Annotated in this window: 20 protein-coding genes; 10 read left to right on the forward strand and 10 right to left on the reverse strand. The window is 66.8% G+C overall.

Going from position 1 to position 19,536, the window contains the following annotated elements; genetic code table 11:
• The first annotated feature begins 1 nt into the window (after window position 1).
• Window positions 2–1,114, forward strand: coding sequence for a site-specific DNA-methyltransferase (locus DQG17_RS14530; RefSeq protein WP_116133555.1), 1,113 nt, complete (start codon window positions 2–4; stop codon window positions 1,112–1,114).
• A gap of 169 nt (window positions 1,115–1,283) precedes the next feature.
• Here DQG17_RS14530 and DQG17_RS14535 read toward each other — a convergent pair whose 3' ends face one another.
• Both DQG17_RS14535 and DQG17_RS14540 read right to left on the reverse strand, forming a co-directional pair.
• The gene (locus DQG17_RS14535) at window positions 1,284–1,733 is read right to left on the reverse strand and encodes a GFA family protein (protein ID WP_116133556.1); all 450 of its coding nucleotides are present in this window, start codon (window positions 1,731–1,733) and stop codon (window positions 1,284–1,286) included.
• Window positions 1,734–1,829: 96 nt separating this feature from the next.
• Entirely contained in the window at window positions 1,830–2,915 is a 1,086-nt protein-coding gene (locus DQG17_RS14540; protein ID WP_116133557.1) for an A/G-specific adenine glycosylase, read from the reverse strand.
• A gap of 83 nt (window positions 2,916–2,998) precedes the next feature.
• Here DQG17_RS14540 and DQG17_RS14545 point away from each other — a divergent pair, with 83 nt between their 5' ends.
• The gene (locus DQG17_RS14545; protein WP_116133558.1) at window positions 2,999–3,547 is read left to right on the forward strand and encodes a DUF721 domain-containing protein; all 549 of its coding nucleotides are present in this window, start codon (window positions 2,999–3,001) and stop codon (window positions 3,545–3,547) included.
• The gene (locus tag DQG17_RS14550) at window positions 3,544–4,200 is read left to right on the forward strand and encodes a DsbA family protein (protein WP_116133559.1); all 657 of its coding nucleotides are present in this window, start codon (window positions 3,544–3,546) and stop codon (window positions 4,198–4,200) included. The genes DQG17_RS14545 and DQG17_RS14550 overlap by 4 nt, the downstream gene beginning before the upstream one ends.
• Before the next feature lie 4 nt (window positions 4,201–4,204).
• On the opposite strand, the gene lpxK is transcribed toward DQG17_RS14550, so the two are convergent.
• From lpxK to DQG17_RS14585, 6 genes are all read right to left on the reverse strand, one after another.
• Entirely contained in the window at window positions 4,205–5,194 is a 990-nt protein-coding gene (gene lpxK / locus DQG17_RS14555; RefSeq protein WP_116133560.1) for a tetraacyldisaccharide 4'-kinase, read from the reverse strand.
• Window positions 5,194–6,456 (reverse strand): 3-deoxy-D-manno-octulosonic acid transferase, encoded by a 1,263-nt coding sequence (locus DQG17_RS14560; RefSeq protein WP_157973625.1) that lies wholly within the window; start codon window positions 6,454–6,456, stop codon window positions 5,194–5,196. The genes lpxK and DQG17_RS14560 overlap by 1 nt, the downstream gene beginning before the upstream one ends.
• Before the next feature lie 7 nt (window positions 6,457–6,463).
• A complete protein-coding gene (locus DQG17_RS14565) occupies window positions 6,464–6,706 on the reverse strand; it encodes a DUF4170 domain-containing protein (RefSeq protein ID WP_116133562.1) in 243 nt (80 codons plus the stop codon).
• Window positions 6,707–6,780: 74 nt separating this feature from the next.
• Complete coding sequence (locus DQG17_RS14570) at window positions 6,781–7,590, reverse strand: 3'(2'),5'-bisphosphate nucleotidase CysQ (RefSeq protein ID WP_116133563.1); 810 nt, start codon at window positions 7,588–7,590, stop codon at window positions 6,781–6,783.
• Window positions 7,577–8,923, reverse strand: coding sequence for a TldD/PmbA family protein (locus DQG17_RS14575; protein ID WP_116133564.1), 1,347 nt, complete (start codon window positions 8,921–8,923; stop codon window positions 7,577–7,579). The genes DQG17_RS14570 and DQG17_RS14575 overlap by 14 nt, the downstream gene beginning before the upstream one ends.
• 394 nt (window positions 8,924–9,317) lie before the next feature.
• On the reverse strand, window positions 9,318–10,832 hold the full coding sequence (locus tag DQG17_RS14585; protein WP_116133566.1) for a DUF2125 domain-containing protein: 1,515 nt from the start codon (window positions 10,830–10,832) through the stop codon (window positions 9,318–9,320).
• Window positions 10,833–10,979: 147 nt separating this feature from the next.
• Here DQG17_RS14585 and DQG17_RS14590 point away from each other — a divergent pair, with 147 nt between their 5' ends.
• Window positions 10,980–11,735, forward strand: a complete 756-nt coding sequence (locus tag DQG17_RS14590) for an SDR family oxidoreductase (protein WP_116133567.1) — start codon at window positions 10,980–10,982, stop codon at window positions 11,733–11,735.
• Window positions 11,732–12,349 carry an enoyl-CoA hydratase/isomerase family protein gene (locus tag DQG17_RS14595; RefSeq protein ID WP_116133568.1) on the forward strand — a complete coding sequence of 206 codons (618 nt, stop codon included), beginning with the start codon at window positions 11,732–11,734 and terminating at the stop codon, window positions 12,347–12,349. Before DQG17_RS14590 ends, DQG17_RS14595 begins: the two co-directional genes overlap by 4 nt.
• A gap of 45 nt (window positions 12,350–12,394) precedes the next feature.
• Here the strand turns inward: DQG17_RS14595 and DQG17_RS14600 are convergent, their stop codons facing one another.
• A complete protein-coding gene (locus DQG17_RS14600) occupies window positions 12,395–13,918 on the reverse strand; it encodes a UxaA family hydrolase (protein WP_116133569.1) in 1,524 nt (507 codons plus the stop codon).
• Window positions 13,919–14,033: 115 nt separating this feature from the next.
• Window positions 14,034–14,759, reverse strand: coding sequence for a GntR family transcriptional regulator (locus tag DQG17_RS14605; protein WP_116133570.1), 726 nt, complete (start codon window positions 14,757–14,759; stop codon window positions 14,034–14,036).
• A gap of 114 nt (window positions 14,760–14,873) precedes the next feature.
• On the opposite strand from DQG17_RS14605, the gene uxaC reads away from it, so the two are divergent.
• The 5 genes from uxaC to DQG17_RS14630 all read left to right on the forward strand — a co-directional run bounded on the left by uxaC (window position 14,874) and on the right by DQG17_RS14630 (window position 19,515).
• Entirely contained in the window at window positions 14,874–16,298 is a 1,425-nt protein-coding gene (uxaC, locus tag DQG17_RS14610; RefSeq protein WP_116133571.1) for a glucuronate isomerase, read from the forward strand.
• Between the two features lie 25 nt (window positions 16,299–16,323).
• A complete protein-coding gene (locus tag DQG17_RS14615; protein ID WP_116133572.1) occupies window positions 16,324–17,298 on the forward strand; it encodes a TRAP transporter substrate-binding protein in 975 nt (324 codons plus the stop codon).
• A gap of 63 nt (window positions 17,299–17,361) precedes the next feature.
• A complete protein-coding gene (locus tag DQG17_RS14620) occupies window positions 17,362–17,913 on the forward strand; it encodes a TRAP transporter small permease (protein WP_198666135.1) in 552 nt (183 codons plus the stop codon).
• Entirely contained in the window at window positions 17,913–19,193 is a 1,281-nt protein-coding gene (locus tag DQG17_RS14625; protein ID WP_116133574.1) for a TRAP transporter large permease, read from the forward strand. Before DQG17_RS14620 ends, DQG17_RS14625 begins: the two co-directional genes overlap by 1 nt.
• 10 nt (window positions 19,194–19,203) lie before the next feature.
• On the forward strand, window positions 19,204–19,515 hold the full coding sequence (locus DQG17_RS14630) for a cupin domain-containing protein (protein WP_198666136.1): 312 nt from the start codon (window positions 19,204–19,206) through the stop codon (window positions 19,513–19,515).
• Window positions 19,516–19,536: the final 21 nt, after the last annotated feature.

Genomic DNA, 19,536 nt, shown 5'->3' on the forward strand with positions numbered 1-19,536 from the left:
GATGACAAAGACGACGACCAAAACGGGGGCAGACGTGCTGCCCGTGAACCGGATCCTGTCCGGCGACTGCATCGAGGCGATGCGCGGCCTGCCGGAGGCCAGCGTGGATCTGATCTTTGCCGATCCGCCCTATAACCTGCAACTCAAGGGCAACCTTCACCGCCCCGACAACAGCCTTGTCGATGCGGTGGACGACCATTGGGACAGCTTCGCATCCTTCGCGACCTATGACGCCTTTACCGAGGCCTGGCTGGCCGAGGCGCGCCGGGTGCTGAAGCCCAACGGCGCGATCTGGGTCATCGGGTCCTATCACAACATCTTCCGCGTCGGCGCCAAGCTGCAGGATGCGGGGTTCTGGATCCTCAACGACGTCGTCTGGCGCAAGGCCAACCCGATGCCGAACTTCCGCGGCAAGCGGCTGACCAATGCGCATGAGACGATGATCTGGGCCAGCCGCTCCGAGGGTGGCAAGTACACGTTCAACTACGAGGCGCTGAAGTCGCTGAACGAAGGCGTGCAGATGCGGTCTGACTGGGTGCTGCCGATCTGCACCGGGTCCGAGCGGCTGAAGGATGCCAAGGGCGACAAAGCGCATCCGACACAGAAACCTGAAAGCCTGCTGCACCGGGTGATCGTCGGCACGACCAATCCCGGCGACGTGGTGCTTGACCCATTTTTTGGCACTGGAACAACCGGGGCGGTTGCAAAGATGCTGGGGCGCAACTTTATCGGGATCGAACGCGAGGAAGAGTACCGCCGAATCGCCGAGGCGCGAATCGACCGGGTGCGGCCGCTGGAGCGCGATGCGCTCGAGGTCACGACCTCGAAGCGGGCGGAACCGCGGGTGGCCTTCGGCCAGCTGGTCGAGCGCGGGATGCTGCGGCCGGGCGAAATGCTGGTGTCGCCGACCGGCAAGGCGGCCAAGATCCGCGCTGACGGAACGCTGATCTCGAACGACACCAAGGGCTCGATCCATCAGGTCGGCGCGGCGCTGGAAGGCGCGCCCTCGTGCAACGGCTGGACCTATTGGCACTTTCGGCGCGACGGCAAGCCGGTATCGATCGACGTGCTGCGCCAGCAGATCCGCGCCGAAATGCGCGACCGCCTGACCTGATCCGAACTCACGTCCCGTCGGGGTGCCCGTCGTGACGTGGCGTCCATCCAGAATACCGGAAAATACCGTGTTTCCGCCGGTGCCTGTGACCTGACACAGCCGCACCTACTGGCCCCGCCTCGATTGAGGCGGGGCTTTTTTGTGCCGGGGGCACCCCGGCCCGGCGGACCTATGCCCGCTCTGCTGCGAAGGCCTCCATCAGCGCCGGAAAATCCGCCATCCCGGGGAAGTGTTCAAAGCTGTGGCGCGCCGGGGTCGTGGCCCAGGGCAGTTTTTCGGCGGTCATCGTCTCGATGAACGGATCGCACCAGGACGGCACATCGAACATGGTCGGGCGGATGTTGACGAAATCCTCCATGCCGGTGATCCGGGTGAACATCCAGGTCAGGCATTCCGGGCAGAAATAGTGGTCGAGCTGCGGGCCGCGCAGCCCGCCCTTGACCGGGTCGCCCTGAACGACGCGAAGGCTGTGGGCCGGCACCATCGCGGTCAGCGAAAACGCGCTCGAGCTCATCTTCTGGCAGCCGGTGCAATGGCAGGCGGCGGTCATGAAAGGCGGCTCGGAAACCTCGATGCGGGTGGCGCCGCAACGGCAGGTGCCGGTCTGGGGGGCGGTCATTCTCTTTGTCCTCCTGTGTTGGCCCGATGGATCAGGCCCTGCCCGAGACCACCACGGATCGCGGCCGGGGTGCAAGGCGGGCGCCGTAACCCCGGTTCAGCGGGGGTCGGGGTTTGCGCGGTCGAACGCGCTGGAGGCCAGCGCCCAGACCTTGCGCATCACCGTGGGAAGATCCTCGGGACGGAACGCGCGCGCCGGGACGAAGTGGCCCTGCACCGGGTCGGTTGCGGCGGCAACATCGGCGATCTGCACCTGAAGGCGCAGATGAAAATGCGTGAAGGTATGGCGAACCTCGGCCTCCAGCGCACGCCAGTCGGCGGCAACAGGCGGGGCAGGCGCGGGGGCCTCGGACCAGTCCGAGCCCGGCCAGCCCAGCATGCCGCCCAGCAACCCGCGTGGCGCCCGGGTTTCCAGCAGCAGCGCACCATCGGCGCGGCGCGCGACATAGGCGATGCCAAGCCGGATTGGCTTGGCGGTCTTTGGCGCGCGCCGCGGCAGTTCGGCAGCGATGCCGCTGGCCCGCGCGGCGCAGCACCGGGTCAGAGGGCAAATCCCGCAGGCGGGCGAGGTCGGCGTGCAGATCGTGGCGCCAAGGTCCATCACGGCCTGCGCATGATCGCCCGGATGCATTTCGGGCGTCAGGCGATGGGCGAGGGCGACAAGCTGCGGCTTGGCGGTGGGCAGCGGGGTCTCGACAGCGAAAAGCCGGGCCATCACCCGCTCGACATTGCCGTCGACCACCGTCTCGGGCAGATCGAAGGCGATGGCGGCAATCGCGGCGGCGGTATAGGGGCCGATGCCCGGCAGAGCCTGCAGGGCGGCGCGGTCGGCGGGAAACTGACCCTCGAGAGGCCCGGCAACGGCCCGGGCGCATTTCAGCAGGTTGCGCGCCCGCGCGTAATACCCAAGCCCGGCCCATTCCGCCATCACGTCGGCGTCCTCGGCGGCAGCCAGCGCCTGCACCTTTGGCCAACGGGCGGTAAAGCGCAGGAAACGCTCGCGCACCGCCGCAACGGTCGTCTGCTGCAACATGACCTCGGACAGCCAGACCCGATAGGGATCGGGGTGTTCGCCGGATGCCCGCGCCGCCGGTCCGACCCGCCAGGGCAGGTCGCGGCCATGGGCCAGATACCATGCGCGCAGGGCTGCGGCCATTGCGGCGGGTTCGATTTCGTCACACATTCTTTATTCCCCGCATGGTCAAGCGTCTGGTCGCCGGCCCGACCGTCGGTGTAGATAGACCGAGGAACAGGATTTGTCAGGTCATGGCGGCACCCCGAAAGCCCATCGCCGGCCCGCGCCGGCGGATGCGCGGGTTCGAACGAACCTCGAGCCTTCTCGGCGAGCGGATTCGCACGGCGTCCGAGAAGCGTGGCTTTGCCGAGACGCGGCTGCTGACCCATTGGGCCGAGATCGTCGGGCCCGATATCGCCGGGGTTACGCGCCCGCTTTCGGTCAGCTATGCCCGCGGGGGGTTCGGGGCGACTTTGACGGTGCTCTGCCCCGGGGCACAGGCACCGCTGTTGCAGATGCAGGAACCGCGGCTGCGCGAAAAGATCAATTCCGTCTATGGCTATGCCGCCATCACGCGGATCCGGTTTACCCAGACCGCGCCGACAGGCTTTGCCGAAGGTCAGGCGCAGTTTGATCCGGCGCCAAAGACCGCGCCGCGGGTCGCTGACCCGGTGCTGGTCGTGCAGGCCGAGGCGATGGCAGGCGAGGTGGAAGACGAGGGTTTGCGTCGGGCGCTGGCAGCCCTTGGCGAACAGATATTGAACAAATCGAAAAAGACACGATCGGAGACATCGGAATGACCACCACACAGACCCTGTCCGCACTGGTTCTTGCCGCGGTTGCCGGCCTTGGCCCCTGGACCCTTCCCGCGGCGCCGGCCCTGTCATCGCTGATCGGCGCCGGTGCGGCGCAGGCGCAGGACGCCGTGGCGATCGAGGACATGGTTCTGGGCAAGGCCGACGCGCCGGTCGAGGTGATCGAATACGCCTCGTTCACCTGCGGCCACTGCGCCCGGTTCAACCAAGAGGTCTTTCCCCAAATCCGCAAGAATTACATCGACACCGGCAAGGTGAAGTTCATCCAGCGCGAGGTCTATTTCGACCGCTACGGGCTCTGGGCCAGCATGGTGGCGCGGTGCGGCGGCGAGATGCGGTTCTACGGCATTGCCGACATGCTGTTCGCCGAGATCAACGACTGGACCGAGGGCGAGCCTGCCCAGATCGGCGACAATCTGCGCAAGATCGGGCGCAAGGCGGGGCTGAGCGACGAGCAGGTCAATGCCTGCCTGCAGGATGCCGCCCAGGCCCAGGCGCTGGTCGACTGGTACGAGGGCAACAGCAAGGCAGACGGCATCGACGCCACGCCGACCTTCATAATCGACGGAAAGAAGTACTCGAACATGAGCTATGAGGACTTCGCCAAGACGCTGGACGAAGAACTGGCGAAGAAATAACGCCTCAGCCCAAAGCGGCGAGCCGGGCGTCGAGCGCGCCCGGGTCGTCGAATTCCAGCCGCACCGGCAGCGTCAGAACCTGACCGCGCAGCGCAGCCGGCAGACGCACGGCGTCTTTTTCCGTGGTGACAAGCTGGGCGCCGTGCCGGGCGGCATCGCGCATCAGCCGGGTCAGCAGCGCGTTGGTGAGCGGCTGGTGATCATTGAGCGCCTCGGTGCGGCGCAACTCGGCGCCCTGCGCGCGGAGCGTGGCGAAGAACTTCTCGGGATGGCCGATCCCGGCAAAGGCCAGCACTGGCAGGCCCTGCCAGTCCATCCCGGTCTGCAGCGGTGCCAGCCGGCCGCTGATCCGTGGCACCGCTGCTGCGGCAACCGCATCCCCCCAGCGATCCGAGAAATGCTGCTGCGTCACTGCATCGCCGATCGTCAGGATCAGGTCGGCGCGGGCGAGTCCCGCCGCGACCGGCTCTCGCAGCGGGCCGGCGGGGACGCAGCGGCCGTTGCCGAAGCCCTGTCTGGCGTCGACCACCACGATCGACAGATCCCTGGCGACCGACGGGTTCTGGAACCCGTCGTCCAGCACCACGCGGGCGGCCCCGGCGGCCGCAGCCGCGCGCACGCCGGCCGCGCGGTCACGGGCAACCCAGACCGGCGCAAAGGCTGCCAGCAACAGTGGTTCGTCGCCGACGTCGGCGGCGCTGTGCTGCGCGGGATCGACCCGGACCGGGCCTTCCAGCCGGCCGCCATGGCCACGGCTGACCACGTGGCTGCCGTCCCCCAGCCGCTGCAACAGCGCGATCACGGTCGGGGTCTTGCCGGTGCCGCCGGCATTGAGGTTGCCGACGCAGATCACCGGAACCGGCGCATGCCAGGGCGTGCCGCGGGCCAGCCGCCGGGCAGTGGCGGCCCCGTAAAGCCAGCCGAGCGGCGCCAGCAGGCGGGCGGCAAGGCCCGGGGCATCGGCGGGATTGTCCCAGAAGCCGGGGGGGCGCATCAGGTTCGCCGCTTCGGCAGCACGTGGGCCACCAGCGCCATCAGCCGTTCAAGCACCTGCGCACCGTCCGATGCGACATCCCAGCCCCGCAACGCCATCTGTGCGGCCCGTTCCGGCGCCATCAGGTCGGCGACGGCGGCACCAAGCCGGTTCGGGCCGGTCAGGATGCGCGCCGCCCCCGCGGCATGAAGCAGTCCAAGCGCCTCGGCCTGGCGGCCGAAATGCGGCCCGGCGATGATCGCCGAACCGAGCGCGGCAGGCTCCATCGCTGGTGGCACCTCGCCTTTGCTGAAGGTGCCGCCAAGCAGGCTGACCGGGGCGAGGCGATAGAAAAGGCCAAGCTCCTCGCGCAGGTCGGCCAGGAATATCTCGGTCGATTCCTCGGGGTCCTCGTTGGCGTCGCGGCGGGCGACCCGCCAGCCCTGGGCCGAGAATTCCTCGGCAAGTGCCGGGGCCTGCGCATCGGTGGACGGCACGATGATGAGCAGCAGCCGATGCATGATGCGCTGAGCTTCGCGGTGGGCGGCGAGAATCGGCGCGATCTCGTCAGGGGTCGGGCAGGACGCGAGCCAAATCGGACGCGCCCGCAGCGCCCGCGCGAGCGCGTTGCGTTCGGATTCGACATAGTCGAGCGGGGTGGCGACATGGCTCAGCCGCCCGGTGATCTCGATGCGGGTCGTAAGTGCGCCAAGCGACCGGATGCGTTCGGATTCCGTCGTATCCGGAACCAGCACCGATTCGAACAGGCCAAGCAGCCGGCGATGGGCGTTGCGCGCGCGCGGCCCGCGCAGCCGCGGCAGAACGGCGTTCTGGAAGAACAGCGGGATTTCCTGTGACGCGGCACGGTCGAGCAGCAGCGGCGCGTCGATCCGGTCGAACCAGATCCCGACATCGGGGCGCCAGTGGTCGAGAAACTGCTCCACCGGCTTCGCGGAATCGAGCGGCGGGGATTGGTGCACGATCCCGACGATGTCGACGCCCGTCGGCAGTTGCTGCCCGGGCGGGGCGGTGACCAGCACCGAGGCGTCCGGCGCCATTTCGACCAGCCGGTTGACCAGCGATTCGATCGCGCCGACTGCAAGACCGTCGGGCGCATGCAGCCAGATCACGGGGCCGTCGGGACGGGGCACGTCCGACTGACCCAGCCGTTCGGCGGCGAGCCGCCCCTCATCGCCGCCGCGCTGGACCTGCTGATGCAGCCTGCGAGTGATCGTCGGGCCGCGGACCCGGTCCTTCAGCGTGGGCAGCGTCGGGATCTCCAACGCCGGCTCAGCCGAGTTCTTCGGTCGCCGAAGCCTCGACTTCCTCGTCGCGGAGCCGGTGAATATGGGCGATGAAATAGCGCATGTGGGCGTTGTCCACGGTGCGCTGCGCCTCGGCCTTCCAGGCGTCGTGGGCGGTGGCATAGTCGGGGAACATGCCGACGATGTGGATGTCGTCGACCGACTTGAACGTGCTTTTCGCGGGGTCGACGAGTTCGCCACCAAAGACGAGGTGCAGACGCTGAACCATTGGTTCCTCCGGATCCTGACTGAAGTTGCGCGGCACCCTAGCGTGTGGCGAAGGCCCGTCAAGGACGCCCGAGGTCACGGGCCAGGACGTTTGACGCCATCGGGGACCCAGGCGCGGTCGCGCGGCAGGATCTCCTTGTGGATCCCGGGCGCCGCGGCGGCGACCCCGTCGGTCTGACGACCCGGCGTATTGAACCGCAATGGCCGCCCCATGCGGTCGCTGACCGTCGCGCCGGCTTCGGTGGCGATCAGCGCGCCGGCGGCGATATCCCATTCCCAGCTTTGGCGCAGCGTCAGCATGCAATCGAACCGGCCCGCGCCAACCAGGCTGAGCCGGTAGGCGAGCGAGCTGCGAAAGTGCCGTTCGACCGGCGGCGGGACATCCGGCCAGTGCCGCGGATCGAGCGTCCCGCGCGCGGCCAGCATGGTGGCACCCGCGATCCGCTCGCGGCGGCTTGCCGCCATCGGCGCGCCGTTCAGCCGGGCGCCGGCGCCGCGGCGGGCGGTGAACATCCGCTCGAGCATCGGCAGGAACACCACCGCATCGGTGACCGCGCCGTCCTCGACCACCGCAAGCGAATGCGCCCAGGCGGATTGGCCCTCGGTAAAGGCGCGGGTGCCGTCGATCGGATCGACCACGAACAGCCGGGATTTGCCCAGTCGCGCGGCGTCGTCGGGCGTTTCCTCGGACATCCAGCCATAACCGGGGCGGGCGGCGGTGAGCGTCTCGCGCAGCATCCGGTCGACTTCCAGATCGGCCTCGGTGACCGGCCCCTGACCGTCGTCCTTTTGCCAGACCATGTGGTCGGTGCGGAAATGGCGTTGCGCGATTTCGCCCGCCGCCATCGCGGCGTCGATCAGCAACGCAAGGTCATTCTCCGGCAATGGTCAGCCCCTCGACCAGCAGCGAGGGGACGACGCGGCTCAGATGCAGGCGCGCGTCGTTCGCGGGGACGAGCGAGCGCAGCATCTCGCGGAGGTTGCCGGCGATGGTGCATTCGTTGACCGGAAACGCGATCTCGCCATTTTCGACCCAGAAGCCGGACGCGCCGCGGGAATAGTCGCCGGTGTTGGGATTGACCGTCGAGCCGATCATCGAGGTGACCAGAAGCCCGCGGCCCATCTGCGCGATCAACTCGTCCCGGCTGGCCGTGCCCTGTGTCAGCGCCACGTTCGAGACCGAGGGCGAGGGGGGGGCGGACGCGCCACGCGCCGCATTTGCCGTGCTGTCGAGCCCAAGCTTGCGCCCGGTCGCAAGGTCAAGCACCCAGCCCTGCAGCACGCCGTCCCGGACCAGATCGCGGCGCGCGGTCGCCAGACCTTCGGCGTCGAACAGCCGCGAGGCGGAAACCCGCGGGCGCAGCGGATCCTCGGTCAGCGACAGCGTCGCGGGCAGGACCTGTTCGCCCATCGCATCGCGCAGCCACGAGGCGCCGCGGACGATGGCAGAGCCGTTGATTGCGGCCAGCAGGTGGCCGACCAGGCTGGCCGCGACGCGTTCATCGAACAGCACCGGAAAGGCGCCGGTCGGCGGGCGCCGCGCGCCCGAACGGGCCAGCGTGCGTTCGGCGGCGATCCGGCCGACCTCTTCAGGGGTGGGCAGATCGGCGCGATAGATCCGGCTTTCGCCGTAATAGTCGCGTTCCATCCCGGTGCCTTCGCCGGTGATCGCGACGACGAACAGGGCAGAACTTGTCCGGGCATAGCCGCCCGAGAACCCCCCCGAGGTGGCCAGATGCACCCGTTGGCTGCCATAGACCGCGCTGGCACTGTCGACCCTCGAGATACCCGCATGGGCAAGCGCTGCGGCCTCGGCCGTGCGGGCGTCGGATTCGAGCCCCGCGGGATCGGGTTCGGGCGCCGGGTCGGCCAGATCGAGTTGGGTCACGTCGCGGTCGCTGGCCAGTTGATCGGGGGCGGCAAGGCCGACACCGGGGTCTTCGGGCGCCTCGCGGGCCATTGCCACGGCGCGCGCGGCCATCTCGGCCAGCGTCGCGGGCGCGCTGTCGGAGGACGAGACGCAGGCCTGGCGGCGGCCGATCAGCACGCGCAGGCCAAGTTCCGTGCCCTCGGCGCGTTCCGCCTGTTCCAGCCTTCCATCGCGGACGTCGATCGAGATCGACCGACCCTCCATCGCGACCGCATCGGCGGCCTCGGCCCCGGCCTTGCGGGCGACCTCGAGCAGGTCCGTGGTCAAGGTTTGCAGTCGCTGTTCCATCGGCTGGCCTCTCGTCGTCGTGAGTCTCGGAGCTAGGGTCGAACCCGCGTTTGTGCAAGGCGCAAGTGTTCGCCCGTGCAGTTGATCCCGGCGACGCAGCGCGCATATTCAACCCGGACTGCCGATGCTGAATCCGTCAGCCGAAGCGCAACTTGCGAGGCTCTCATCTGCGGCGGCGATGTGGCGGCGCGGCCGAACGGCTGGCCGATCGAGAGCCGCCCCCTGATCGCCGGTCTGGTCGGGAAGGGCGCGCGGAGCCGGGAGCCGGACCTGCACCGTTGTGCCCGCGACCTGCGGTTGCCGATCCGCGACGCGCAGGGCGTCCGGGCAGGCGACGTCGGGTAGAGTGGCGTCCGAGGGGATGTCCCCGGACGCCTCAGGGAGCTGTCGACGCTCAGAACGGCATTGGCGCGCCGTTGATCAGCACTCGGCCATCGGGCGCGATGGTGATCTGCGATGTCAGCTCGTCCGGACCCTTGCCGGGCTTGGCGAACATCCCGACCATCATCCGCACCATCATCACCTGTTCCTGCGGAATCAGCCCGGTCTTGGTCAGGTTCTCGATCAGATCGAGGCCGCCGGTCATGGTAAGATCGACCGTGCCCTCGGGCCGCGGTATGTCCTCGAAGGTGGTGGTGTCGGTGGGATCGAAGGTAAATCCGCCCGTTCCGGTCAGTTGCGCACCGAGTGCCACAAGGTTCAGCTTGTCGATTGTCACCGCCTCGACCTCGCCCGGGGCAACCCCTTGCGCGTCGAGCGCGGCCATCGCTGCCGGGTCGAACAGATCGGCGCTCCACCGGCCAAGACCGGACAGGTCAAGCTGCAACGTCGCCGGATCGCGTGGCAGGACGCCCGCGGGATCGACCATCGACCACAGCCCCTCGTCAAGCGCCAGATCCTCCAGCGCCAGATTTACGCCGAAGGGCTCGGCGGTGTCGCTGGGCTGGGAGGGAAATGCAAAGCCGATGCCGGCCTTGCCAAGCGCCAGGTGGAGATCGGGCAACGGGATCGAGCTGCCCGATGCGGTCACGTCGAGCCCCTGGTAGCCAACCTCATAAGACAGTCGCTGGGCGTCGAGCGCAAAATCGACCGAGCCGCTCGCAAGCCCGCCATTGGCATGAAAGACTTGGGGGCCGTCCCGGAATTCGATGTCGAACGCCGCCGGGCCATAGCCCGCCCGACCCTCGGATGCCATGCCAGAGCGCAGCGCAGCGCCGAGATCGTCGGTGACGTCGCGGGTGACGCCGACGCTGCGCGCGACCGAGGTCAGATTCGACACCGTGACATCCGCCGCCAGCGCCCCGCCGCTGCCTTCCTTGCCATAGCCAAGGTCAAACGCAAAGCTGTCGGCTGCCATATCCGAGCTCATCTCGCCGCCCGCGCCCGGGGCCAGGACATAACTGCCCCGCAGCCCTTGCAGCCCGGCGTCGAGCTGCAGCGGCTGGATCAGGTCGTTGATCGTCATCTTGACGACCTTGGCGGTGACGCTGGGCGCCGCGATGGCAAAACGGGTCGGGCCATCGGCATCGCTGCCGACGATCTCGAGCCCGCTCTGGCCGATCAGGAGCGAGACCATGACGGCCTCGTCCGGTGTCTCGGTGTTGGTCACAGTGACCGGAACCTCGGGCGAGAGCGTCATGCGCACTGTCCCGTCGGCTTGGTCGGTCAGCACGACCTCGGCCACCTTGGCGACCATCGTGCGCCCTTCCTCGTCCGAAGCGACGGTGACGTCGCGCAGGGTCAGGGTCCCGTCGCCCGGGATCTCGCGGCCAACCGTTACGGTCTGCCCGAACGTCTGTGCCGTGGTCTCCCAGGTGTCCCAGGCCTCCTGCGCGGTCAGGCTCCAGCCCGCGCTCGCGCTTGCGGCCAGCACGGCGGCCGAGGCCCCGCACAGAATACGATGTTTCATAGGACAGGATCCCTCCGCTGTCTTTCTGCTTCGGCCCGAATGTCCGCTACGCCAGCGGGAGGGTCAAGGCTTGTGCCCAAAGGCCCTTTCGTTGCCGGGCAAAAAACGGCATTCCAGAGGCGACTGGACGATAGCGAGGGGAAGGCCATGAGCGACATGAAGGGAAAGGTGGCGCTGATCACCGGGGCAAGCCGCGGCATCGGTGCCGCCGCCGCCCACGCCTTTGCCGCCGCCGGGGCCAAGGTCGCACTTGCGGCGCGCGACCCCGATGGGGTTGCCGCGGTCGCTGGCGAGATCGGCGAATCGGCGCTGGCGATCCCCTGCGAGATAACGCGGTTCTGGGAGATCGAGGCCGCCGTGGCGGCCACGGTGAAGACCTTCGGCCGGCTCGACGTTCTGATCAACAATGCCGGTGTGATCGACCCGATCGTCCATATGGCCGAGGCCGATCCCGACGCCTGGGGATATACGATCGACGTCAATCTGAAGGGCGTCTTTCACGGTATGCGCGCGGCCCTGCCAGTGATGCTGCATCAGGGCGGCGGCACGGTGCTGTCGCTCAGTTCCGGCGCGGCGCACGGCCCGGTCGAGGCATGGAGCGCTTATTGCGCCTCGAAGGCCGGGGCCGCGATGCTGACCGCCAGTCTGCACAAGGAATATTCCCATCTCGGGCTGCGGGTCATGGGGCTGTCGCCCGGAACCGTGGCGACCGAAATGCAGCGCAGCGTCAAGGACAGCGGGATCAATCCGGTCAGCAAGCTTGACTGGTCGGTACATATTCCGCCCGAACTGCCGGCGCGGGCGCTGCTGTGGATGTGCGGGCCCGAGGCAGACGAATTCCTCGGCCAGGAGATCGCATTGCGCGACGAACAGATCCGGGCGCGCGTGGAGATGATGCGATGATCGAGGTCGCGCAGGACGGCGATGTCTGGACGGTGCGGATCAACCGGCCCGACAAGGCAAATTCTCTGACCCGCGACATGCTGGCCGGGATATTCGAGGCAGCCGGCGCGGCCGAGGCGGCGGGGGCGGCCGCCTTTGTGCTGACCGGCGCGGGCAAGGTGTTCTCCGCCGGGGCCGATCTGGAGGAGGCCCGCGCGGGGCTGGCAACCGACGGGATCTGGGAGGATCTGTCGGGCCGGATCGCGGCGATGCCCTGCCTGACGGTGGCGGCGCTGAACGGAACGCTGGCGGGCGGTGCCTTTGGCATGGTGCTGGCCTGCGATCTGCGCGTCGCCGTGCCGGGGGCGAAGTTCTTCTATCCGGTGATGAAGCTCGGCTATTTGCCGCAGCCCTCGGATCCCGGCCGGATGGCGGCGCTGATCGGTCCGGCGCGGACCCGGATGATCCTGATGGCCGCACAGCGGATCGAGGCCGAGACGGCGCTGTCCTGGGGGCTGGTCGACCGGCTGGTCGCGCCCGAGGACATGGCGGATACGGTCATCGAGTTGACCGAGGCGGTGCGGGCGGCGCCCGTCGCGGTCCGGACCGGCATCAAGCGCATGATCCCGGGGTAGGGGCATCCCAAAGCGGCTGGCCGCCAGTGCCTTTGGCGGCCCGCGCTACATCACGGCGCCGATCTGCCACGGCACGAATTCGACGCCGCCATAGCCCAGTTCTTCGCTTTTCGTGGGTTCGCCCGAGGCGACGCGGATCATCAGCTCGAACAGGTCCGTGCCCTTCTGTTCGATGCTGACCCCCTCGGTGACGATGTCGCCGCAGTTCAGGTCCATGTCGCCCGACATGCGCGCGTACATCTCGCTGTTGGTGGCAAGCTTGATGCAAGGCGTGGGCTTGTAGCCCGAGACCGACCCGCGGCCGGTCGTGAAGACGATCAGGTTCGCGCCCGAGGCGATCTGTCCGGTGACAGAGCAGGGGTCATAGCCGGGGCTGTCCATGAAGACGAAGCCCTTCCTGTCGATGATCTCGCCATAAAGATAGACCTCGCGCAGCGGCGCCGTGCCGCTTTTCGCGACCGCGCCCAGCGACTTTTCAAGGATCGTGGTCAGCCCGCCGCGCTTGTTGCCGGGGCTGGGGTTGTTGTCCATCTCCATGCGGTTGCGGGCGGTGTAATCCTCCCACCAGGCGATGCGGTCGATCAGCTTCTGGCCGACCTCGGCGGTTTCGGCCCGCCGGGTCAGCAGGTGTTCGGCGCCATAGATCTCGGAGGTTTCGGACAGGATCGTGGTGCCGCCGTGTCGCACCAGCAGGTCCGAGGCATAGCCGAGCGCGGGGTTGGCGGTGATGCCGGAATAGCCGTCCGAGCCGCCGCATTGCATCCCGACCATGATTTCGGAAACCGGGCAGGGCTCGCGGCGGGCTTCGTTGGCAAGGGCGGCAAGGCTGCGCAGCTCCTCGAGCGCCAGCTCTATCGTGCGACGGGTCCCGCCGTTCTGCTGGATCGTCATGTAGCGCAGGGCGCCGTCGGCGCGGATCGGGCGGCGCCCGACCAGATCGGGAAGCTGCATCACCTCGCAGCCAAGACCGACCAGGAGGATGCCGCCGAAGTTCGGGTTCTGTCCATAGCCCGCCAGCGTCCGGAACAGCGTGTCATAGCCTTCGCCCTTGGACGACATGCCGCAGCCGCTGCCGTGCACGATGGCCATGATGCCGTCGACATTGGGAAATTCGTCCAGAAGCCCGCTTTTCTCGGCGGCCTCTGCGATGAACCGCGCGACCGAGCCCGAGCAGTTCACCGAGGTCAGGATGCCGAGATAATTGCGCGTGCCGACCTTGCCGTCGGCGCGGCGATACCCCTGAAAGGTCCGCTCCTCGCCGATCGGCGGCAGCGGGACCGCCACGCTGGCAAAGGCGTGGTCCTGTTTGTGGTCGCCCATGCCGAGATTGTGGGAATGCACATGCGCGCCCGATGCGATGTCGGCCGTGGCCTGGCCGATGATCTGGCCATAGCGGATCACGGTCTGGCCTGCGGCAATCGGGCTACGCGCGATCTTGTGGCCGCGGGGAATGTCCTGCGCCAGCGGCGCGTCGATGCCGTCGACAACCTCTCCGGCGGCGAGGTCCTGCAGGGCGATGACGATATTGTCGCCGGGGTTCAGGCGAAGGGTGCGCGTCGCGGTCGTCATGGTGCCATCCCTGGTCTCGGCGCCGTTCAAGCCCACGACGCCCGGTTTTAAGAGCATTCCGGGTCAACGACACTGCGGATGTCGGACCCGGCCGCAGTGCAGTCTGTCCCTGGCCCTAGCTGCTTCCGGCACTCGGGGCCGGATCCTCGGGATCGGCGAAATAGGATTCGTTTTCGGCACGGATGCGGTCGATCTCGTCGATCAGGCGGGTCAGATGGTTGCGCATCAATGCGACCGCGCTGTCCGAATCGCGGTGCATCAGCGCCTGATAGATCCCGCGATGTTCGCGCAGCGTCCCGCCCTGATTGAAGGCAAGCGACAGCAGGCGGGCACGGTCGAGGTGGGACTTGTTCTCGGCGATCAGTTGCCAGGCATAGGGATGCCCCGAAATCTCGCAGATCTCGCGGTGGAACGCATCGTCGAGCTTGTGGAATCGCCGGGCGTCATCGGCGGAAACCGCGTCGGATTGCCGTTCCAGATTGGACTGCAGCCGCGCGAGCCCCGCCGCGTCCATCGCCTCGCAGGCGTGGCGCACGATCTCGACCTCGAGCGCGGTGCGGATGAACCGCGCCTCCATCACCTTCTCGATCGAGATCAGGCTGACTGTGGTCGCCCGCTGCGGCCGGATCTCGAGAAATCCGAGCTTCGACAGGCGGAAGAAGGCGTCGCGCACGGGTTGGCGCGAGGTACCAAGCGCCTTGGCGACCTCGACTTCCGAAATGCGTGCCCCGGGCGGCAAGGCCAGGGATACGATCTGCGAATGCAGCTTCTCGAATACCTGATCGGCGACGCTGGGCCGGTCTATTGGATCGAGGGGGAGGAGGTTGAGATTGTCGGACATGACTTCTGGTGATTGACTGCACTGTTAATCTAGCATATTAGTTTGCCAAGAGGCAACGACCTTGATGTAATCAGTCTTGGACGCGGCCGGGAGCAAGCGGGAGACTTTGACGCAATGGCGAAGGACGTCACACGGGCGAAACTGGACGAGAACCGGCTTTTCCCATTAGAGCCTGCGGCGCGGGCATTTGCGGCAGATCTTTATGGCACGGTCAGGGATCTGCCGATTGTCAGCCCGCATGGCCACACCGATCCCCGCTGGTTTGCCGAGAACGAAGCCTTCCCCGACCCCGCCCAGCTTTTCGTGACACCCGATCACTATGTGTTCCGGATGCTGTTCTCGCAGGGTGTTTCGCTCGATGCGCTCGGGGTTCCCCATGCCGACGGCACCCGGGTCGAGACCGACGGGCGCAAGATCTGGCGCGTGTTTGCCGAGAATTTTCACCTGCTGCGCGGGACGCCGTCGCGGATGTGGCTGGATCATTCGTTCCAGGAGGTCTTCGGGCTGGAGGGGCGGTTGTCGGCCGAAACGGCGGATCACTTCTATGACCACATCGCCGACTGTCTGGCCCGGCCCGAGTATCGCCCGCGGGCGTTGTTCGAACGTTTCGGGATCGAGGCGATCGCAACCACGGAAAGCCCGCTCGACGATCTGCGCTGGCATCGGATGATCCGCGAAAGCGGCTGGTCGGGCAAGGTCGTGACCGCCTATCGCCCCGATCCGGTGGTCGACCCCGAGTTCGAAGGCTTTGCTGCCAATGTGGCGCTGCTTGGCGAGCTTGCCGGCACCGACGCCACCACATGGGACGGATATCTTGAGGCGCACCGAATTCGGCGCGCCTTTTTCAAAGGGTTCGGCGCCACCTCTTCGGATCACGGCCACGCTTCGGCGCGGACCGAGAATCTCCCCCGATCCGAGGCGGTGGCGCTGTTCGAAAAGGCGCTGAAGGGAAGTTGCACGGCCGAGGAGGCCGATGCCTTCCGCGGCCACATGCTGACCGAGATGGCGCGGATGAGTCTGGACGACGGTCTGGTCCTGCAGATCCATCCGGGTGCCCGGCGCAACCATTCGGCCCCGATGCTGGCCGAGTTCGGCCGCGACAAGGGCTTCGACATCCCCGGGCGCACCGATTACGTCGCCGCGCTGAAACCGCTGCTGGATGCCGTGGGGCTGGAGCCGGGGCTGTCGATCATCCTCTTCACCCTCGACGAGACGGTTTATGCCCGCGAACTGGCGCCGCTTGCCGGCGTCTATCCGAGCCTCAAGCTCGGGCCTGCCTGGTGGTTCAACGACAGCCCCGAGGGGATGCGCCGGTTCCGCGAGGCAACGACCGAAACCGCGGGATTCTACAACACCGTCGGTTTCAACGACGATACCCGCGCCTTCTGTTCGATCCCGGCACGCCACGACGTGGCTCGCCGCGTCGACTGCGCCTTCCTCGCCACCCTGGTCGGTACTGGCCGGCTGGCCGAGGATGAGGCTTTCGAGGTCGCCCAAGACCTCGCCTACCGGCTTGTGAAGCAGGCCTACAAACTCTGACGAGTAATCCTAGGGAGGGAACCCGATGCTCAAGACTGTCACTGCAACTCTTCTTGCCACCGTGGCCATGGCCAGCGCCGCCGCCGCTTGCGAGATCACGCTGAAGGCGTCCGATACGCACCCCGACGGCTATCCGACCGTCGAAGGCGTCCGCGCCATGGGCAAGATCCTCGAGGAAAAGACCGACGGACGGATCTGCATCGAGATGTTCAGTTCGGCCCAGCTGGGCGAGGAAAAGGACACGATCGAACAGACCCAGTTCGGCGTGATCGACATCAACCGCGTCTCGATCGGCCCGTTCAACAACATCATCCCCGAAACCCAGGTGTTTTCGCTGCCCTATATCTTCCGTTCGGTCAGCCACGAGCACAACGTGCTCGACGGTCCGATCGGCGAGGAAATGCTGGCCACGTTCTCTGACCACGACCTGGTTGGCCTTGCCTTCTACGACTCGGGCTCGCGCAGCTTCTACAACAGCCAGCATCCGATCACGAAGGTCGAGGACCTGCAGGGCATGAAGTTCCGCGTCATGCAGTCGGACGTGTTCGTCGACATGGTCGGCGCGCTCGGTGCCAACGCGACGCCGATGCCTTATGGCGAGGTCTATTCCTCGATCCAGACCGGGGTCATCGACGGGGCCGAGAACAACTGGCCGTCCTATGACACCTCGGGCCACTACGAGGTCGCCAAGTACTACACGCTCGATCAGCACCTGATGGTGCCCGAAGTCGTGGTGATGTCGAAGATCTCGTTCGACAAGCTGTCGCCCGAAGACCAGCAGGCGGTCCGCGAAGCGGCTGCCGAGTCGGTTCCGATCGAGCGCGAGCTCTGGGCGGCTCAGGAGAGGGCCTCGGAAGAAAAGATCCGCGCCTCGGGCGCCGAGATCGTGACCGAGATCGACAAGACCCCGTTCATCGAAGCGATGGCACCGGTCTATCAGAAATACGTCACCGACGCCGAGCTGCAGAGCCTCGTCGAACGTATCCAGGCGACCGAATGATTTGATCCCCAACACCCCGTGGCGGCCGTGCGCCGCCACGGGGCCCAGTTTCCGGAGGCGCAAGTGCAGGAAACGATGAAGTCCGTGGCGTGGGTCACGGGATGGATCGGGCGTATCGCGCTCTATCTGTCCGGTGCGGCACTTGTGACGATGACCGCGATGATCGCGGCCCAGGTATTCTGGCGTTACGTCCTGAACAGCAGCATCGTCTGGACCGAGCCGGGCTCGGTCATGGTGATGGGCTGGTTCATCTTCCTCGGCGCTGCCGTCGGGGTGCGCGAAGGCTATCACCTGTCGTTCGACGTCATGCTGATGGTGCTTCCCAACAAGGCCAAGCTGGTCCTCTATTCGATTTCGGATGTGGTTGTGATCGCCTTCGGCGCCGGCATGATGTTCTACGGCGGCCAGCTTGTCGCCAAGACCTCCGGAAACGTCATCCCCTCGCTCGGCATCTCGGGTGCCTTCGATTTCATACCCGTGGTCGCCGGCGGCTTCCTGCTGGTGATCTTCTCGCTCGAACGCCTGTTCCGCCGCGCCGCCGGCCTGCCGACTGCCCGGTTCGGCGAGGTTATGCCCGACGAGGACCGCGACACCGCCTCGGAAGGAGCCGCGTGATGGAATACTGGATACTGTTCGGAACCTTCGTGTTCCTGCTGCTGATCGGCACGCCGATTGCCTTCTGCCTTGGCGTCGCAAGCTTTGCCACCGTCACCTATCTGGGGCTGCCGCCGGTGGTGGTGTTCCAGCGCCTGAACTCGGGTGTCTCGGTCTTCGCGCTCATGGCGATCCCGTTCTTCATCTATGCCGGCGAGATCATGGTCCGCGGCGACATCGCCCGAAGGCTCGTGGGGCTGGCGGGGTCCCTTGTCGGGCACTTCCAGGGCGGGCTCGGCCAGGTCAACGTGCTGACTTCGGTCATGTTCGGCGGCATCTCGGGCTCGGCGGCGGCCGATACCTCGGCTGTCGGCGGGATCATGATCAAGCAGATGGAGGCGCGCGGCTATGGCACCGACTATGCCGTCGCGATCACCGTCACCGCCTCGATCATCGCGCTGATGCTGCCGCCCTCGCACAACCTGATCATCTATTCGATCTCGTCGGGCGGCAAGCTGTCGATTGCCGATCTGTTCACCGCCGGGATCATTCCGGGGCTGGTGCTGGCCGGGTCGCTGATGGTCGCCGCCCGTATCATGGCCAAGCGGCGCAACTATCCGACCGAGCAGTTTCCGGGCTGGTCCATGGTCGCCCGGCTCTTCATCGAGGCGGTGCCGGGACTGATCCTGATTGCCATCATCTTCGGCGGCGTCCGCTCGGGCATCTTCACCGCGTCCGAATCCTCGTGCATCGCGGTGGTCTACGCGCTTCTGGTGACGCTGTTTGCCTATCGAACGCTGAGCTGGAAGGATTTCACCGAAGCGACGATGGGTGCGGTGCGCACCACCGCAATGGTGTTGCTGGTGATCGGCTGCGCGGCAAGCTTCGGCTGGCTGCTGGCCTATCTCAGGGTCCCGACCGCAATCGTGATCTTCATGCAGGGCATCTCGGACAATCCGATCGTCATCCTGCTGCTGATCAACATCGCGCTGCTGGTCCTTGGCACCTTCATGGACATGTCGCCGCTGATCGTCATCACGACGCCGATCTTCCTGCCCGTCGCGCTGGCCTTCGGGGTCGATCCGATCCACTTCGGCATCATCCTGATCCTGAACCTTGGCATCGGGCTTTGTACGCCACCGGTTGGGACGGTGCTGTTCGTCGGATGCGCGGTCGGCAAGATATCGATCTGGGAAGTCATGAAATCGATCTTCCCGTTCTATGGGGCGGCGCTCTTCACGCTGATGCTGGTCACCTTCATCCCGGCGCTGTCGCTGTGGCTGCCGTCCGTCCTTCGCTGAGGTGACTTCAATGTTGCAGAGCTTTCCCACCGTCGCCACAGGGGCCGGCGTCACCCGCCAGGTGCTGGCAGAGGCGCCCGAGCTGATGGTTGTCGCGTTCACCTTCGAGGCAGGGGGCGAGGGCAGCCTGCACAGCCATCCACACGTGCAGTCGACCTATGTCAGATCCGGCCGTTTCCGGTTTACGCTTGGCGAGGACAGCTTCGAGGTCGGCCCGGGGGACAGCTTTGTCATCCCCTCGGGCGCGACCCACGGCTGCGTCTGCCTGGACGCCGGGCAGTTGGTCGACTGTTTCACACCGCGCCGGGACGACTTTCTCTGACCCGGCGTAGCTTCAATTCCA

Source organism: Tropicimonas sp. IMCC34043 (assembly GCF_003390845.1).
In the GTDB taxonomy this organism is placed as follows: domain Bacteria; phylum Pseudomonadota; class Alphaproteobacteria; order Rhodobacterales; family Rhodobacteraceae; genus Tropicimonas.

Bases quoted from the DNA above. Each gene is read 5' to 3' on its own strand.
- DQG17_RS14530 (WP_116133555.1), top strand. From the start codon at position 2: ATGACAAAGACGACGACCAAAACGGGGGCAGACGTGCTGCCCGTGAAC.
- DQG17_RS14535 (WP_116133556.1), bottom strand. From the start codon at position 1,733: ATGACCGCCCCCCAGACCGGCACCTGCCGTTGCGGCGCCACCCGCATC.
- DQG17_RS14540 (WP_116133557.1), bottom strand. From the start codon at position 2,915: ATGTGTGACGAAATCGAACCCGCCGCAATGGCCGCAGCCCTGCGCGCA.
- DQG17_RS14545 (WP_116133558.1), top strand. From the start codon at position 2,999: ATGGCGGCACCCCGAAAGCCCATCGCCGGCCCGCGCCGGCGGATGCGC.
- DQG17_RS14550 (WP_116133559.1), top strand. From the start codon at position 3,544: ATGACCACCACACAGACCCTGTCCGCACTGGTTCTTGCCGCGGTTGCC.
- lpxK (WP_116133560.1), bottom strand. From the start codon at position 5,194: ATGCGCCCCCCCGGCTTCTGGGACAATCCCGCCGATGCCCCGGGCCTT.
- DQG17_RS14565 (WP_116133562.1), bottom strand. From the start codon at position 6,706: ATGGTTCAGCGTCTGCACCTCGTCTTTGGTGGCGAACTCGTCGACCCC.
- DQG17_RS14575 (WP_116133564.1), bottom strand. From the start codon at position 8,923: ATGGAACAGCGACTGCAAACCTTGACCACGGACCTGCTCGAGGTCGCC.
- DQG17_RS14585 (WP_116133566.1), bottom strand. From the start codon at position 10,832: ATGAAACATCGTATTCTGTGCGGGGCCTCGGCCGCCGTGCTGGCCGCA.
- DQG17_RS14590 (WP_116133567.1), top strand. From the start codon at position 10,980: ATGAGCGACATGAAGGGAAAGGTGGCGCTGATCACCGGGGCAAGCCGC.
- DQG17_RS14595 (WP_116133568.1), top strand. From the start codon at position 11,732: ATGATCGAGGTCGCGCAGGACGGCGATGTCTGGACGGTGCGGATCAAC.
- DQG17_RS14600 (WP_116133569.1), bottom strand. From the start codon at position 13,918: ATGACGACCGCGACGCGCACCCTTCGCCTGAACCCCGGCGACAATATC.
- DQG17_RS14605 (WP_116133570.1), bottom strand. From the start codon at position 14,759: ATGTCCGACAATCTCAACCTCCTCCCCCTCGATCCAATAGACCGGCCC.
- uxaC (WP_116133571.1), top strand. From the start codon at position 14,874: ATGGCGAAGGACGTCACACGGGCGAAACTGGACGAGAACCGGCTTTTC.
- DQG17_RS14615 (WP_116133572.1), top strand. From the start codon at position 16,324: ATGCTCAAGACTGTCACTGCAACTCTTCTTGCCACCGTGGCCATGGCC.
- DQG17_RS14625 (WP_116133574.1), top strand. From the start codon at position 17,913: ATGGAATACTGGATACTGTTCGGAACCTTCGTGTTCCTGCTGCTGATC.
- DQG17_RS14630 (WP_198666136.1), top strand. From the start codon at position 19,204: ATGTTGCAGAGCTTTCCCACCGTCGCCACAGGGGCCGGCGTCACCCGC.